Below are 17202 nucleotides of genomic sequence, written 5' to 3' on the forward strand. Positions count from 1 at the left end.
TTAGATTTATGGCATCGAAAGGCGAAGGAGAAGACAAGATGTCATGCAAATTTTCTAACAATCGTATCAAGGATGTCTCTCGCCATCCGGTTTCTGCCTTTGGCGCGGATCAGGAATCCCTTCACCAAATTCGCGAACAGGCAAGAATTGAGCGGGTAAAAGTTGTTCGCCAAGGTTTTGCGATGTTGAGGCGAGCCATATTCAGGCACCTTAACCCGGTAGATCACAGTCGCGGCAGCGAGGAAGCCCGTGAAATTTCTGAGAGGCGATGTGCAGGCATTTGAAGCCCGCGGTGGTGACTTCAGTCGAAGTCTTGTGCCTCTAAAACCGAGACATTCCGAAACGACTGAAATCACGTAGCGGTTTTCGGAGCAAGGGTCCACTATTCGGACCGACGCTTTAGATATGGCGCAACCGGTCAAGGAAGTTTTTGACCTGGGTGTCGAGGTTGCGGGCCTGTGCGGCAAGTTCGGTTGCCCCGGCCTGAACATTGGATGCGGCATCTCCGGTTTGTTGGGACGTGTTGCGCACAATCCCGATAGAGGATGATACCTCGTTCGTGCCCGCTGCCGCCTGTTGCACATTGCCCGAAATTTCGGCGGTTGCGGCACCCTGCTGTTCGACTGCGGCCGCGATGGCACTGGTGATTTCATTGATATTGGAAATCGTTTCAGTGATTTTTTCAATCGCGCCCACGGTATTGTGGGTTTCAGACTGGATCGATCCGATTTGCTGGGCGATATCCTCGGTCGCTTTGGCGGTCTGGTTGGCAAGGTTTTTGACCTCGCTTGCGACGACGGCAAAACCTTTGCCGGCTTCGCCCGCACGCGCGGCCTCGATGGTCGCGTTCAGCGCCAGAAGGTTGGTCTGGGACGCGATATCATTGATCAGGCTCACAACCTGACCGATGCGATCAGCGGCCTCGGCCAAGCCGGTAACCATGGCGTTTGCACGCGATGCTTCATCAACCGCATTGTTGGCAATTTCCGATGATCGTGCGACCTGCGAACTGATTTCCTGAATGGAAGCGGAAAGTTCCTCGCTCGCCGAGGCGACGGTCTGGACATTGGCACTGGCCTCGTCGGCGGCAGCGGCAACCACGGTTGCCTGCTCGGAACTTTCATCGGCCGCACGGCGCATCTGGCGTGATACCTTTTCCATGTCGCCCGCGCTATCGGTAACTTTTACAACGATGGAGCCGACCGATTTTTCGAACTCGTCAGCCATCTGAAGGCGGGTGCGGTTTCGTTCCTCGCTGGCGCGGTGTTCGGCTTCGCGTTTATCACGTTCGGCCTGCTGCATGCCTGCCGATGCCTCCTTGAAAGCTTCCAGCGCCTTGGCAATTGCACCGATCTCGTCGGAACGGTCATGATAGGGGACCGTGACATTGAAATTGCCCTTTTCCAGATCGGCAATCACACCCGCAACACGGGTCATCGGACGGGCAACCATGGCGTTGGTCGATAGCAGGATCACCGCAATCACCACAATCAGCAGAACCACACCACCGATCAGCGTTGCATTGCGCAGGCTGTCAGCCGGGGCAAAAACGGTTTCGAGCGGCACGTTGACAACCACACCCCACTGATTGGGATATCCCTCGATGGCGACCGGCACGATCAGGTGCATGAACTCGCCGTCATCAATCTGGCGCGACTGGCCCGATTTCATCGCATCGAGGATAGCGGCATCGGTAGTTTTGGCAGCATCCAGTTTGGTTCCCCGAATATCGGGATTTTCATGTGCAACCCATGTGCCCTGGGCCGAGACAAGATTGACGGTACCCGTACCAAAGGGGGCGAGTTGGGCAAACCGTTCGGAAAGTGCATTCAATTCAAGATCGACGCCCATCACGCCAAGGAATTTTCCGCCGCTGTCCTGCACCGGATAGACAAATGATGTCAGAACCACATCGCGGCCCTGAATGTCATAGGTGATGGCATCGGTCAGGTAGGGCTTATTGGTGCGTTTGGGTTCGGTGTAATATTCATTGACCTCTGGATTATCGAGCCCGGTCAGGTGGTAGGGGGTGATGCCGCCACCGAAGTTATAATAATAGGTGACGTATTTTCCGGTGCCGTCGCCAAACGGTTCGCCTTCGCCCTTGTAATCGGCATCCTTGCCATCAAGGGCATCGGGTTCGAAGCCCGACCAAGCCCCGGCAAGTGACGGGTTGTCGATCAGCGTGCGATTGAGGATTTCGTTATAGGCCTTGCGGTCTGCGCCGCCCTGCTCACGGAGTGCGCGAAATGCACCGGCAAGGTTTTTGGCAACCAGCATCCCGCCATTGAGCACGCGGCTGGCCTGCTCGGCGTGGAACTGTCCAACGGCACGGGCTTCGCCCACCGTAAGTTCTTCGGTTGTTTTGCTGGTTTGAGCCGTTTGCAGGAAGATGCCGACGATCAGGCAGAAGGCGATGGCAAGTGCGCTTACGCAGGTCAGCTTGGCGCCTAGAGACAGGTTGGAAAATCGCATTTAAAGGTCCCCTCAGATAAACCTATACCTCTGAAGTAATCCTGGTGGTCCGTCCCTGTGCTGCCTTATTCAAGGACTTGGCAGCTTTTGATAAGGAATGGTACCACGCAACCTATACTTTCGGTAAGTGGGAATTATCTGATTTGATGGCTTTTAAATGCGCGATTGTTTTATGAAATTTTCGCGTTGTGGTGTGTAACTGCGAAAAGTTGTTCGGCGGGTACAGGTTTGCTGAACAGGAAGCCCTGCAATTCGGAGCAACCCTGGGCGCGAAGGAAGTCCCGCTGTGCGGCGGTTTCGACCCCTTCGGCGGTAACTTTAAGCCCAAGGGTGCGTGCCATGGCGATCATGGCCTCGGCCAGGGCGGCATCATCGGTATTTTGTGGAATACCGTTAATAAAGGCGCGGTCAATTTTGATGCGTTCAATTGGCAGGCTTTTGATGGATCGCAGGCAGGAATAGCCGGTGCCAAAATCGTCGATCGCGACCGAAACACCGACTGCACGCAATTCATGGAGCGTATCAATCATGATGTCTTCGTCCTGAATCATGCTTTCGGTGACTTCGATTTCCAGCCATTTCGGATCAAGTCCGGTATTGGTCAGAACACTGTGTACGGCTTTGGCAAAGCCCGGCGAGCGCATCTGACGAACCGAAACATTGATCGCGATGCGGATCGGATTTTGACCTTCATTCTGCCAGCGGCTTGCCTGTGCACAGGCTTCTTCGACAACCCATTGGCCGATTTCGACAATCAGGCCGCTTTGTTCGGCGACCGGGATAATTTCGGCCGGACCCAGCAGGCCGTTTTCCGGATGGTTCCATCGGATCAGAGCTTCAGCCCCGGTCATTTCACCAGTATGGGCATCTACCTGCGGCTGGTAGTAAAGGCTCAATTCACCCTTTTCAAGGCCGCGTCTGAGTTCGAGGCTGCGGGTCATATAATGCGTGGCACTTTCGGTCATTTCCGATTTGTAAAACGCATAGGTACGGCGCCCCTGATCCTTGGCGGCATACATGGCGGTATCCGCCAGCCGGATAAGGTCCTGCGGCGAATGGGCATTTTCGGGATAAAGGGCAATGCCGATACTGGCGGACAATGTCAGTTCGTGACCGACGATGTAGAACGGCTTTTGCAACTCGTGAATGATCTGGCTGGCAAGGTTGCCCGCGGCAGCCTGGCTATGCATGTTCTCGCGCACGATCAGGAATTCGTCCCCGCCAAGGCGTGCGATCGTATCGGTGCGATCAGTCAGTGCCTTGATGCGGGTTGAAACAATCAGCAGGACCTGGTCCCCGGCGGCATGGCCCAGCGTGTCGTTGATGTTCTTGAAATCATCGAGATCAAGGAACAGGCAGGCGACAACCGCCCCGGTCCGCTCACAGCGTTCAATCGCACGGTTCAGGCGGTCAGTTGCCAGCAACCGGTTGGGAAGGCCGGTAAGCCCGTCATATTGGGCCAGATAATGCAGCTCCTGCTCTGCCTGCCGGATAGCAGTACGGTCGGAAATCATGGCGACGAAATGGGTCAGAACCCCGTCATCATCCTCGACCGCGATGATCTGCATCACGATTGAAATCGGGTTGCCCGACATATCGCGCGTATCAATCTCGCGGTGCCAATGGCGACGTGTGCGCAGCGTATGGAACAGTTCCTGATAGAAGGCAGGCGGAAACTGTTCGGGCACGATCATATAGGGAGGGGTGCCGGTCACAGTCAGGGGATCGGCACCGGTGATCTGGCAGTAGGCACGATTGGCACTGGTGATGTTCAGGTCCGGATCAAGGATCAGGATACCATCCTGGGTCGTTTCGAAAACCGTCATTGCCTGACGGAGTTTGTCATTGGTGATGCGCTGATCGGTAATGTCCTGCATCACACCGATGATGCGCTGGGTGCCCTTGCGGTCATTGATATAGGATTTACCGCGGGCCCGGAACCAGCATTGATGGCTGTTATCGTGGGATTGGCCGCGAAATACGATGTCGTAAAATTCGCCATTCAGGACGGCGTACTCAAATGCCTTGCGGACCATGTCCCGGTCTTCGGATGAGACACGTTCAAGGAAACCATCCCAGCTTTCGGTGATGGTTTCGGCATCATGTGTCTCGCCGGGGATGAATTTTCCAAGACCGGTGCTGTGCATTTTGCGGGTGGAAACATCAACTTCCCAGCAGCTCATCTGGGCAGCATGCATGGCAAGTGATAGCCGTTCCTGACTTTCGCGAAGGGCCAGTTCGACTTCGCGGCGTTCAAGAGCCATTTGGATGGTTGCGTGCAGTTCGCGTTCAGAAAACGGTTTTAGCAAAAAGCCGTAGGGACGGGTTTTTCGCGCACGTTCCAGTGTGGTGTCTTCTGAATAGGCGGACAGATATATGATCGGGATCATCAGATGTTCAGGAATACCCGCCGCGGTTTCGATGCCGTCGAGATCACCGTCAATGCGGATATCCATCAGGATGATGTCGGGTGCATCGGTTTCAATCGCCTTAAGGGCATTGATCCCGGCACTATGGACCGATGTCCTGTCATAGCCCAGCCGCGCAAGCTGTTGGCGCAGATGCAGTGCGACGATCCGTTCGTCTTCAACAATCATGACATGGATCGGTTTGCGCATGGCGATCCTCAATCCTGTATCGTGAATCGAATGGTGATGCGGGTCGGTTTGCCGGACCGGATATCCAGCGTTCCGCCCAGTTGATCGGTTAGCAGTTCAACCAGTTGCAAGCCAAGCCCGTCGCTGCTGTCGACACAAAATCCGTCGGGAAAACCGACGCCGTCGTCCGTCAGGCTCAGTTCGATCAGGTTGGAATCAAGTTCCTGCGCCACCAAGCTGATATTGCCGGGGCTGTTCCCCGGAAAGGCGTGTTTGAGCGCATTGGTAATCAGTTCGTTGGCAATCAGGCCACAAGGCACGGCCTTGCCAATCGGTAGCGACACTGATCCCAGATCGCGTTCGAAATTGATGCGGTCGGGATCGGTATTGAAGGTCACCAGCAGCGAATTGATCAGTGCATCGCAGAAATAGTTGAAATCCACGCGCGAGACATCCTCGCTTTGATACAGGGTCTGGTGAATCTGGGCCATTGACCGGACACGGTTGCAGCTATCGCGCAGGATTTCGCGTGCCAGATCATCCTTGACGTTTGCGGTCTGCATATCAAGCAGGCTATGGACGATTTGCAGGTTGTTTTTGACCCGGTGATGAACTTCCGAAAGCAGAATTTCCTTTTCCTGCAGGGATTTTTCAAGCCGTTCCTGACGGCTTTTGCGATCAGAAATATCGACAATCGCAGCCAGGACCTGCACGCGGTCACCTTCGGCAATCGGGTTAAGGCCGATTTCGACGGGAAACTCGCTGCCATCCTTGCGCAACGCATAAAGATCACGCCCTGGCCCCATCGGGCGTGGGCCGGGGGAGGCGATGAAGCTGTTACGAAGGCCTGCGTGATGATGTCTGAACCTGTCAGGAACAAGCACATCGACCGGCTGGCCCAGCAACTCGTCGCGGGTATAGCCGAATACCTTTTCTGTTTCGGCGTTGACCATTTCAATACGGCCTGTGGCATCGACCAATATCATCGCGTTCGGCGCATATTCGACAACGCGCCGGAAACGATGGTCTTCCTCGAATGCAACATGCTGTGCGGTCATCGTACTTCCCGAGCCATCGGTGTGCGACGCCGACAAATCCTGAGTGCCTGAAGTGTCAGCCAATCACTAATTCTCCCGTGCGTGGCGATAAGTTGCCTGAATTGGTGGTTTGTCCACCTGATCGTCGCCAGTTTGAATGACCCACTCCCGGATCTGTTATTGTTTTGTGGCTGCACGGATAGTTCTTCAACTTTGTCCATATCTGCGTTCGACAAGTGTTTTTCAACCACTCGTCGGTGTAGGTTTATATCTTTTCACATTTTTGGCGTATGTTGCTGATCTGATAAGCGAATTTTGCGCATCTCATCGCCAGTACTCTCTGCCAGAGTAGGAATGAGCGAGGCGCTTTACCTGTGAAATTGCGCGCTGCAGCCCGGTCATGCCCGATCCGGGCTTGATCTTGCGGGCCTGCGGGGATAGCTTCGCGCACGCGCGAAATCCGGGTGATTTCATGCGTGGCCGAATTTCCAGATAATTCAACGATACAACTGACAAACAAGGTTTCAAAAATGACAGCCGATCTTCGTGATGCCGCACTAAACAGCAACGTCTGGGCTTTTCAGGAAGCCCGCAAGCTGGTTGAGCGGTATAAACAGAAGAAGCCTGAAAAGGGCTATGTGCTGTTTGAAACCGGTTATGGGCCGTCGGGCCTGCCGCATATCGGGACCTTTGGCGAAGTTGCGCGCACGACCTATGTGCGTCGCGCGTTCGAAACCATGTCCGATATCCCGACCAAGCTTTTCTGCTTCTCGGATGATATGGATGGCCTTCGCAAGGTGCCCGATAATATCCCGAACAAGGACATGGTCGCGCAGCATCTTGGCAAGGCGCTGACCAGCGTGCCGGACCCGTTCGGTACGCATGAGAGCTTTGCGCATCATAACAATGCGCGTCTTTGCGATTTCCTTGACAGCTTTGGCTTTGATTACGAATTCAAATCTTCGACCGAATGCTACCGTTCGGGCATGTTCGATGCGGCCCTTCTGCGTCTTCTGGAACGGTATGATGCAATCCAGAAAATCATGCTGCCGACCCTTGGTGAAGAACGCCGCGCGACATACAGCCCGTTCATGCCGGTCGAAGAGGGTACCAACAAGGTCCTGATGGCCAAGGTGACCAAGCTTAACGTTGAAGCCGGGACCATCGTTTATGAACATCCCGAAACCGGCAAGCTGATCGAAACCCCGGTCACGGGCGGGCATTGCAAATTGCAGTGGAAGCCGGACTGGGCGATGCGGTGGTATGCGCTTGGCGTTGATTACGAAATGGCGGGCAAGGACCTTATTCCGTCGGTCGAGCTTGGCAACAAGATCGTCAAGGCGCTTGGCGGTACCCCGCCGGAAGGCTTCAATTACGAGCTGTTCCTTGACGAGAACGCGCAGAAAATCTCGAAATCCAAGGGCAACGGCATTTCGATGGAAGACTGGCTGAAATATGCGCCGGAAGACAGTCTTTCGCTGTTCATGTTCCAGAAGCCGAAAACCGCAAAGCGCCTGTATTTCGATGTTATCCCGAAAACGGTTGATGAATATCTGACCTTTGCCGACAAGCTGAAAACCGAAACCGACCCGGAAAAGCTTTTGCAGAACCCGGCATGGCACATCCATGAAGGCAAGGCACCGGAACGTGATATTCCGTTGTCATTCGGTATTCTTCTGAATCTGGTTTCGGTCTGCAATACCAGCGACCCGGAACTGCTTTGGGCGTTCATTTCGCGTTATGCCAAGGGCGCAACGCCGGAAAACGCGCCGTATCTCGACAAGCTGGTCGGCTATGCGATCAACTATTACAACGACTTCGTCAAACCGACGAAAAAATACCGTGCCGCGACGGATGCCGAAAAGGCAGCCCTGACCGAGCTTCGCGATATGCTCAAAACCCTTGATGCCGACACCGATGGTGGTGACATCCAGACGCAGGTGTTCGAGGTGGGTAAAAACCACAATTATGAAAACCTGCGTGACTGGTTCAAGGCGCTTTATGAAATCCTGCTGGGGCAGGAACAGGGGCCGCGTATGGGCTCGTTCATTGCGCTTTACGGTATTGATGAAAGCATCCAGCTGATCGACCGTGCGATTGCCGGTGAAGAACTGGGCGCGTAAACGTTCGGGTTTAAAGACTGCCGTGAAATACCAAGCGACCCGTCATCTGGCGGGTCGCTTTTTGTTTGATCCGGTTTCATTTCGTTCAATAAGTTTGATGGCATATCCCGGATGGTGATGCTTTTGCATCTGACCAAGGCGGAGTTGACGATGGGTTTCTGGCAAAAGGCGATGATTTCGGTGGCATGCAGCCCCGCACTAAGACGTATGGGCGAGGCAGTTGGGCGGAAAACCGGGCTGGCGGCGCAATTTGTGAGTGGTTCCGATGGAGCCGATCATGTGGCACGAGCACGAGAACTGGACGGGCAGGGTATCCGGATTTCCAGCTTTTATCTGGGTGAATATGTCACAGACCCGGCACAGGTCACGCGCACGGTTACCCAGCTTGCCGATCTGGTCCCGAAGTTGGACGAGGTTGGGCTTGATGTCCATGTTTCGGTTGACCCGTCGCAGCTTGGTTATATGCAGGACCCGGCGATGTTGCGGAACAATGCGCAAAAACTGGCCGGGATGATTGGTGAAATCGCGGCCGGGCAAAATGACGAACGTTGCCGTCGCCTTATGATCGACATGGAAGATTTCGACATGATCGATGATACGTTGGCGTTGCATGATCAATTGCGTGATTTGGGTCTTCCGGTTGCCCAGACCTTGCAGGCGCGGCTGTTTCGGACCGAAGGCGACCTGATGCGGAAGATTGATCAGGGCGCGATGGTGCGTCTGGTCAAGGGGGCGATGGCCCCGCCTGCCAGTGTGGCTTTTACCCGACGTTCCGATATTGATGCCAATTACCTGAAGCTGGCAGATATGATGTTGTCCGACCGGGCGCGTGAGACAGAATTTTCCCCGGTTTTCGGCTCTCATCATCGCGAGCTTCTGGAAAAGATTGCCAGCCTTGCCGACGCACGTGGCTGGCCGCGCGATACATTTGAATTTGAAATGCTTTACGGTGTCAATCAGCCGTTGCAACGTGATCTTGTTTCGCGTGGTTACCGCTTGCGGCTTTATGCCCCGTTCGGGGAAGACTGGTGGGCCTATGCCTGGCGGCGTGTCGGAGAAAATCCGCGGAACCTTGGCCTGCTATTACGATCCGGGTTTAATCGTTAAACATGCCGGTCTGCCATCGGGTTGCCAGAATGATAGAATTGAATTTCAAACGAAATCAGGAATTTCCATTCACCGGCTTCATCGGTAGAATGCCGGTAAATGATAGTCAATATCAACGGGCAAACATCGAAAGGATGACCGCATGAATATGGTCAAGATCATGATGGCGGGTGCAATGGCGATGCTGCTGTCGGCTTGCGCGACAGGCCCGCGCGTCTATACCGATGCCGATCCGGCGGCCGATTTTTCGCGTTACCGGACCTTTGCCTTTTATGAGTCAGCCGGAAAGTCGGACGAAAAATACGCCACCCTGCATGGTCAGCGGATCGAGGACGCTGTCAGCGCCGCGTTAGAGGCGCGGGGATACAGTGTTGATATCAATACCCCCGATATCCTGATCAACTATCATCTCAAGACCGAGGAAAAAACGCGGACATCGCCGCCGGTCTATTATGGGGGATATTACGGCTATCGCAGCGGGATGTATGTCGGCTGGCCGGGCTATGTCGAACCGGGATATGTTGACAATTATACCGAAGGAACGATCACCGTCGATATGGTGGATCGCCGGACAGACCAGATGATCTGGGAAGGCACGGCTATCGGGCGCATCGATAGCGAGTTTCGCAATAATCCCGATCTGGGCGTGCGCAACGCCGTCGCCGCGATCTTTGGCAAATACCCCTATGTCGCTGGCAGCAGTGTACCGGTGATGCCTGCTGCACAGTAATTACGGGATATTTTCCAAGTAAAACTAAAAAAGCGGGCTGATCATAAGATCAGCCCGTTCTGCATTGTATAGACCGTTCGATTAGCTGTTTTCCGCAAACGCCCAGTAAAGTTCCTGTGCGCGTTTGGTCATCGGGCCGGGCTGGAGGTTACGAGCATCAAGCTTGACGCAGGGTGCGACCTTGTAATAGTTGCCGGTGCCAAAGATTTCGTCGGCATTTTCAAGTTCGCTGTAGGTCACGGTTTTTTCTGTGATGTCTACGCCGTCTTCGCGCAGAAGCCTGATCACGCGTTGGCGGGTCAGGCCGTTCAGGAATGTGCCGTTGATCACGGGGGTAAAGACCTTGCCATCCTTGGCGTAGAATAGGTTGGCATAGGAAAATTCCGCGACATTGCCGATCGGATCGAGCATTACGCCGGTATCGAAACCGTCCTTTGTGGCCTCGGAAACCGCGCGGCCGACATTGGGATAAAGGCAGGATGCCTTGGCCTCGGTCGGAGCACTTTCGGGCGAGGGGCGGCGGAAACTTGATTTGCGGGCGGTAAAGCCGGTTTTGATCGCGTCCGGCAGGTCGGATACCGAAATGCAAAGCACGAACTGTGCGCTTTCGGGGGTCGGTGCAAGGAAACCTTCGCCGCCATAGACAATCGGTTTGATATAAAGGGCGAGCGACGGATCGAATTTCTGAACGCCTTCGCGGACAAGGGCGACGATTTCATCAGTGGTGATTTTCGGGGCAAGACCCATCAGTTCAGCCGAGCGCAGCACACGGGCGCAATGGGGCACAAGATCGGGCATCTTGCCATTAATGCGGCGCGCACCGTCAAAGACCGTGGAGGCCATCCACATGCCATGGGTCTGCGGACCGATAATCATCGGATTGCCTGCGTGCCATTCGCCTTTGTACCAGGTCCATGTCGTGACGGCTTTGGTGTCTGCGGTGGTGGCGTGACCCATTCTTCTTGCTCCTGATCGAATTTCGGGTGGCATTTGCATGTCGCGGGCGATGCAAGGCATCCAGAATAGGGTCTTTGCGTGATCGTGGTCAAAGAAAACTGACAGGAGAAATGCCTGTTTGAGGCCGTTTTTAAGGAAGTTGCGATAAATGACAGTTCTGTGAAATATCTCGCATCATGCACACGTGTGCGTTGGCGGATCAGAGGGGCTGTGCTATGTGTTTTGCCTTAACGGGGCCCGTGAAATCAGGGTGTAAAAGCATTTTGGCCCGGTATGACGAGGGAAATGTCGGGGATGAGCGAGGCAAAACACAATCGCGCAAACGCAGACGGGGCGGAACCCGGCCGTGATATGCAGCATATTGTGACCTCGGCCGATGTTGCGCGCGAGGCCGGTGTTTCAAGATCCACCGTTTCGCGCTGTCTGTCGGGCGACCGGCGGATATCGGATGCGACCCGCAAGCGCGTGCAGGAAACCGCCAACCGGCTTGGCTATCATGTCAATAAAATCGCCCGGTCGATGAATACGCGCAAAAGCGATCTGATCGGATTGGTGACATCGGGGCTTTCCGATCCGTTCCGCGTTGAGTTCCTGGATAAACTGATCCTTGCCATTCAGCAGTCCGGTTATCGTCCTCTGGTGATTGATGTGTCCGACCCGGCCCAGATGGGCACATCGATGATGCATCTGTTGCAATATCAGGTGGCCGGTGTGGTTGTGACATCCGGAAGCCCGCCGCCCGAGGTGGGCGTGCATTTCCTGAAACGAAATGTGCCGGTCGTTTTGGTCAATCGCGCGGGGCGACTTGAGGGCGCGGATGTTATCAATTGCGATAATGTGCGCGGTGGTGAAATGGCCGCTGACCTGCTGCTTGAAACCGGGAAAACCCGGTTCGGGTTCCTCAATGTCAAGGGTGGTACATTTAGCGGCAATGTTCGCGGGGAAACCTTTGTGTCGCGCATCGCGCCGCGCTTGGCGAATGGGGATATCAGCTTTACCCCGCTGGTCTGCGACAGTGCCGATTATGACGGCGGCTTTAACGCCGCGTTTAAATTCCTGGCAACACCCGAAACCGCGCCGAACGCAATTTTCTGTGCCAAGGACCATATCGCGTTGGGTCTTCTGGACGCGGCCCGGTTTGAACTGGGCCTGCGCATCCCCGAAGATATTGCCGTGGTCGGGTTTGATGATATCGCCGCAGCCCGGCAGGGGGCCTATCAATTGACCACTGTGTGCCAAAGTGCCACGAAGCTCGCCGAAATGACGGTGGATCGGTTGCGCCAGCGCATCCGGGGCGATGCCCTGACCGATCAACGGCTGATCCTGCCAGTTGAAATGACACGCCGCCGGACGGCCTGAGCCGATCTTTATCGTCGCTTTCCGGCCAGTTTTTCCTCCATTTTTATCCAAAACGGCTGACTCGCGGTGTTTCTGCGGATCATGCGCACACGTGTGCCATTGATTTCGGGCTGGAACCATTGTGTTGGGCTGCGTATGGATTTGTGTGGGGTATTTTCCGGTTCGATAAAATAATTAATTAAATCAGTTCATTAATGGGTTTTAGGGAGCGCTTTTTCTCCTTAAATGGAATTTTTCTGTCATTTTTTGGAATTTATGATTAAATCATTCCAGCACGTGATTTGCGCAATGGTAATGCACACGTGTGCATTCAACGAAATGCAAACCGGGAGGAAACCCAAATGACGATCAGAAATTCTCTTTTTGCGACGGTCGCGATTTCAGGCCTGATGGCGGTTGCGACCACCGGTTCGGCCAATGCGGCGGGTCGGCTTAATGTCATCTGCTCGGCCGATAATGAATGGTGCGAGATGATGGAAACCGCGTTCGAACTGGAACATGACATCGATGTATCGATGGTTCGCAAAAGTTCGGGCGAGGCTTATGCACAGGTGCGCGCCGAGGCTGCCAATCCGAAGCTTGATATCTGGTGGGGCGGGACGGGCGACCCGCATCTTCAGGCCGCTGCCGAAGGCCTGACCGAAGTTTATGAATCCCCGCAACTGGGCGATTTGAACGATTGGGCAGTGCGTCAGGCCAAGAATGCCGATTATCGCACGGTTGGCGTTTATGCCGGGGCGCTTGGCATAGGGTATAACAACGATCTTCTGGCAAAAAAGGGCCTGCCGGCACCGAAATGCTGGGAAGATCTGAAAAACCCGGCTTATAAAGGTGAAATTCAGGTCGCCAACCCGAATTCTTCGGGGACGTCCTATACCGCTCTTGCGACACTGGTGCAGCTGTTTGGTGAGGAAAAGGCGTTTGATCTGCTGAAGGAAATCCACAAGAACGTCAACCAGTACACCAAATCGGGTTCCGCCCCGATCAAGGCGGCTGCGGTTGGGGAAACCACAATCGGTATTACCTTCATGCATGACATGGTCGCCCAGATCAAACAGGGGGCGAACCTGACGGTGGTGTCGCCGTGCGAGGGGACCGGTTATGAAGTGGGCTCCATGAGCATCATCAAAGGTGCACGTAACCTTGAAAATGCGAAAATCTGGGCCGAATTCGCATTGTCACCGAAAACCCAGTCGATTGCCGAAGACGCGCACAGCTATCAGGTGCCGTCCAACAAAGAGTCCAAAATTCCCGATGGCGCGCCGCGCCTGACCGAATTGAAGCTGATTGACTATGACTTCGCGAAATACGGGGATGCGGAAACCCGCCGTCATCTTCTGTCGCGTTGGGACGAAGAAGTCAAAACCGCGCCGCAATAAGCGTGATCTGCCTTAACGGTTCTGTCCGTCCGGTGTGACCATCGGGCGGACAGGGCCAGACTTCCCAATTCGGCGTGCAGGAGAGTTTCGGTGAACCGGATGCTTTGGTTCTGGCTGGTGATCGGCTGGATCGGTTTTGCAATTTTACCCTGGTATCAGCAGGAATACGGGTTCTGGACCCTGGAATGGCTGTATGATGGCTATCCGATGTATGGCGATTATTCGCCTGCGATCCTGCAAGCGACCTTCCATCAAAAATTCTGGCTGTTGCCGGTTGCGGCATTTCTGCTGGCACCACTCGCACTGGTGCGCGCCGGGCGCGATCATCCGCATTATGCCCGTATCCTGATTTCATGCGGGCTGGGTGGCTTGATCTATCTGGTCGGGCAGGGCTTTTTGGTCGGCATTTCAGGCTGGGGATTTGGCTGGCTTGATGCGATATTCGGCCCGCTTGATGTCCGGCAATATGGCCTTGGCTATGGCGCGATGTTTACCGCGGCCTGCCTGCTTGTAATGCTTTGCACCGGTCTTGCCGCGGCGGGGGCGATGCGGGGCGATGTGTTTGTCACATCCGCCATCGGGACGGTTATTGCGCTTGTCGGGTTGTTTGTATTCTTTCCTGTTGCGCGCATTTTCATCGGATCGTTTGTCGATATTGATGGCAACCTTTCGGGTGTCGCGTTTATCCGCAATTTCTTTGACGACAGCATCTGGGGGCTTGGCTGCCTTGCCGGGGGTGTTTGCGGGGTTGCGTGGAATACGGCGTTTCTGGCGGTTCTGACCGCTGTTTCGACCACTTTGCTGGGGCTTTCATTTGCGCTTGTCGTGACGCGGACGGGGTTCCGGCTCAAAAAGCCGCTTCGGGTTTTGACGGTACTGCCGATCATTACCCCGCCATTCGTGATCGGCCTGGCATTGATCCTTCTTTTTGGCAGATCGGGGGCTGTTACGCAGTTCTTTGCTGATCTGCTCGGGGTGGAGGCAGAGCGCTGGCTTTATGGCCTCCCTGGAATCTGGCTGGCACAGACCCTGTCCTTCACCCCGATTTCTTTTCTGGTGCTGATCGGTGTGGTTGAAGGTGTCAGCCCGTCGATGGAAGAAGCATCGCAGACCCTGCGGGCCGGGCGGTGGCAGACATTCGTTAATGTGTCGCTGCCACTGATGCGCCCCGGTTTGGCCAATGCCTTTTTGCTGGCTTTCATTGAAAGCATGGCCGATTTCGGCAACCCGATGGTCCTGGGCGGTAATTACGAAGTGCTGTCGACCGAGATATTCTTTGCCATTGTCGGCGCACAGAACGATGCCGGGCGTGCAGCCGTTCTGGCGATGATCCTGCTGTTCTTCACACTTTCGGCCTTTGCAGCACAGCGTTTCTGGCTGGGCAAAAAATCCTATGCCACGGTGTCGGGCAAGGCCGATAACGGGGCGCATGTCGGGCTTAATCCCGGTATGCGTCTGGCGTGCTATTTCACAGCCATTCCGTGGGCGATCTTTACGGTCGTGCTGTATGGCATGATTTTCTATGGCAGTTTTGTCAAACGCTGGGGCTTTGATAACAGCCTGACGTTCGATAATTACAGCGATGCGTTCGGTGTCGGCTGGAGCGAGCATGGCATCGTCTGGGCCGGGGCGGCATGGGACAGTTTCTGGACCACGTTAAACATCTCGGCGATTGCAGCACCTTTGACCGCAGCGGTCGGTCTGACGACGGCCTATCTGCTGGTGCGTCAGAACTTCCGGGGCAAAAGTGCCTTTGAATTCGGCACGATGTTAAGTTTTGCCATTCCCGGTACGGTGATTGGTGTCAGTTATATTCTGGCGTTTAACGTGCCGCCGTTCGAATTGACCGGAACGGGCGTGATCCTTGTGATCTGCTTTATCTTCCGCAATATGCCGGTCGGGGTGCGCGGCGGGATTGCCGCCATGAGCCAGCTTGACAAAAGCCTTGATGAGGCATCCCTGACACTTGGTGCCAACAGCTTTACCACGTTCCGGCGTGTGATCCTGCCGCTTCTGCGCCCGGCGATTGTTGCGGCACTGGTTTACAGCTTTGTACGCGCGATCACGTCGGTCAGTGCGGTGATCTTCCTGGTTAGTGCGGACCACAATATGGCGACATCCTATATCATCGGGCTTGTGGAAAACGGGCGATACGGCGTTGCGATTGCCTATTGCAGTGTCCTGATCCTTGTCATGCTGACCGCGATCCTTGTTGTGAACGGCCTGATCGGGCAACGGCGTTTGCGCCGCGAGGACCGGGTTGAAGCAACACCGGACAAGTCAGCGACAGGAAATCTGAGAGAGAAGCATTCATGAAACTGAAAACGCGTGCGGGTTCGGTCGTATTCGACAATGTCACCAAGACCTATGGTCACGGGGCGGTTACCGCGATCGACAATGTATCTTTCACCATCAATCCGGGCGAGCTTGTGACCCTTCTGGGGCCAAGCGGCTGTGGCAAGACCACGACCCTTCGGATGATTGCCGGGCTTGAACATGCGACCACGGGCAAAATCCTGATTGGGGGCAAGGACGTTACACAGCTTCCGGCGACGGACCGTGATGTCAGTATGGTGTTTCAGTCCTATGCCCTGTTTCCGCATATGACGGTGGCGGAAAATGTTGCCTATGGGCTGAGTGCTACCGGCGTTGCCAAGGCCGAAGCCAGGGAAAAGGCCGAGGAAGGTCTGAACCTTGTGGGCTTGGGCGGATATGGCAGTCGCCTGCCATCCGAGCTTTCGGGCGGGCAGCAGCAAAGGGTTGCGGTGGCGCGTGCGCTGGTGCTGGAACCCGAAGTACTGTTGCTGGACGAGCCGTTATCAAACCTTGATGCCAAGCTTCGTCGGCATGTGCGGACCGAAATCCGCGATTTGCAGCAGAAACTTGGCCTGACCGCGGTTTATGTGACCCATGATCAGGAAGAAGCATTGGCCGTGTCGGACCGGATCATTGTGATGAACCGGGCGGTGATCGCGCAGCAGGGCACGCCACGCGAATTATATGAACAGCCGCAATCGGAATTTATCGCCGACTTTATCGGGGATGCCAATCTGGTCGATGGTGAGATCGTCAATATTGATGGCAATCATGCCCGTGTCGATATCGGCGGGGCGCAATGCAATTTGCGCCATCGCGGGCAGGCAAAGGGACCGGTCCGGGTTGCCGTGCGGCCCGATGCGGTGCAACTGACCGGATTGGCGGCGATTGCGGGTGATGCGCATGTCATTGAAACGTCGCTAAAAGGTCACATTACGCATGCAGCCTATCTTGGTAGTCAGATGCAGTATTCCGTGGCAACCCCGATTGGCGAGCTGTTTGTGATCGATCACCGGATCGATACACCGATCATCGCGGGCGAAGAGGTTGCCATCGGCTTTTCTGAACGCGGCATGGCCGTGGTTTCGGCAGAATAATCGATCAACAACAAAACTGTTTCAG

General features: G+C 55.0%; 12 protein-coding genes. 8 read left to right on the top strand and 4 right to left on the bottom strand.

What is annotated here, in order from left to right; all coding sequences use genetic code 11:
- Positions 1-38: 38 nt before the first annotated feature.
- Positions 39-284 (top strand): hypothetical protein, encoded by a 246-nt coding sequence (locus R1T41_RS13180; RefSeq protein ID WP_317337428.1) that lies wholly within the window; start codon positions 39-41, stop codon positions 282-284.
- A gap of 115 nt (positions 285-399) precedes the next feature.
- Here R1T41_RS13180 and R1T41_RS13185 read toward each other — a convergent pair whose 3' ends face one another.
- The 3 genes from R1T41_RS13185 to R1T41_RS13195 form a co-directional block, all read right to left on the bottom strand.
- Positions 400-2475 (bottom strand): methyl-accepting chemotaxis protein, encoded by a 2076-nt coding sequence (locus R1T41_RS13185; protein WP_062960932.1) that lies wholly within the window; start codon positions 2473-2475, stop codon positions 400-402.
- Positions 2476-2645: 170 nt separating this feature from the next.
- Positions 2646-5093 carry an EAL domain-containing protein gene (locus R1T41_RS13190; RefSeq protein ID WP_317337429.1) on the bottom strand — a complete coding sequence of 816 codons (2448 nt, stop codon included), beginning with the start codon at positions 5091-5093 and terminating at the stop codon, positions 2646-2648.
- 8 nt (positions 5094-5101) lie between these two features.
- The gene (locus R1T41_RS13195; protein ID WP_247742090.1) at positions 5102-6193 is read right to left on the bottom strand and encodes a sensor histidine kinase; all 1092 of its coding nucleotides are present in this window, start codon (positions 6191-6193) and stop codon (positions 5102-5104) included.
- A 446-nt stretch (positions 6194-6639) separates the two neighbouring features.
- Here R1T41_RS13195 and R1T41_RS13200 point away from each other — a divergent pair, with 446 nt between their 5' ends.
- The 3 genes from R1T41_RS13200 to R1T41_RS13210 all read left to right on the top strand — a co-directional run bounded on the left by R1T41_RS13200 (position 6640) and on the right by R1T41_RS13210 (position 10069).
- The gene (locus tag R1T41_RS13200; RefSeq protein ID WP_317337430.1) at positions 6640-8232 is read left to right on the top strand and encodes a lysine--tRNA ligase; all 1593 of its coding nucleotides are present in this window, start codon (positions 6640-6642) and stop codon (positions 8230-8232) included.
- 150 nt (positions 8233-8382) lie between these two features.
- Positions 8383-9339: a proline dehydrogenase family protein gene (locus R1T41_RS13205; RefSeq protein ID WP_317337431.1), complete on the top strand. Its 957-nt coding sequence runs from the start codon at positions 8383-8385 to the stop codon at positions 9337-9339.
- A 142-nt stretch (positions 9340-9481) separates the two neighbouring features.
- Entirely contained in the window at positions 9482-10069 is a 588-nt protein-coding gene (locus tag R1T41_RS13210; RefSeq protein WP_062952755.1) for a DUF4136 domain-containing protein, read from the top strand.
- Positions 10070-10150: 81 nt separating this feature from the next.
- Here R1T41_RS13210 and R1T41_RS13215 read toward each other — a convergent pair whose 3' ends face one another.
- Positions 10151-11026: a branched-chain amino acid aminotransferase gene (locus R1T41_RS13215; protein ID WP_317337432.1), complete on the bottom strand. Its 876-nt coding sequence runs from the start codon at positions 11024-11026 to the stop codon at positions 10151-10153.
- A 294-nt stretch (positions 11027-11320) separates the two neighbouring features.
- On the opposite strand from R1T41_RS13215, the gene R1T41_RS13220 reads away from it, so the two are divergent.
- From R1T41_RS13220 to R1T41_RS13235, 4 genes are all read left to right on the top strand, one after another.
- Positions 11321-12385 (top strand): LacI family DNA-binding transcriptional regulator, encoded by a 1065-nt coding sequence (locus R1T41_RS13220; protein WP_317337433.1) that lies wholly within the window; start codon positions 11321-11323, stop codon positions 12383-12385.
- A 341-nt stretch (positions 12386-12726) separates the two neighbouring features.
- On the top strand, positions 12727-13764 hold the full coding sequence (locus R1T41_RS13225) for an ABC transporter substrate-binding protein (protein WP_062952750.1): 1038 nt from the start codon (positions 12727-12729) through the stop codon (positions 13762-13764).
- 99 nt (positions 13765-13863) lie between these two features.
- Entirely contained in the window at positions 13864-16080 is a 2217-nt protein-coding gene (locus R1T41_RS13230; RefSeq protein WP_317341580.1) for an iron ABC transporter permease, read from the top strand.
- Positions 16077-17177 (top strand): ABC transporter ATP-binding protein, encoded by a 1101-nt coding sequence (locus tag R1T41_RS13235; RefSeq protein ID WP_317337434.1) that lies wholly within the window; start codon positions 16077-16079, stop codon positions 17175-17177. Before R1T41_RS13230 ends, R1T41_RS13235 begins: the two co-directional genes overlap by 4 nt.
- Positions 17178-17202 lie beyond the last annotated feature (25 nt).

The sequence above is a fragment of the Thalassospira lucentensis genome, assembly GCF_032921865.1.
Classification (GTDB): domain Bacteria; phylum Pseudomonadota; class Alphaproteobacteria; order Rhodospirillales; family Thalassospiraceae; genus Thalassospira; species Thalassospira lucentensis_A.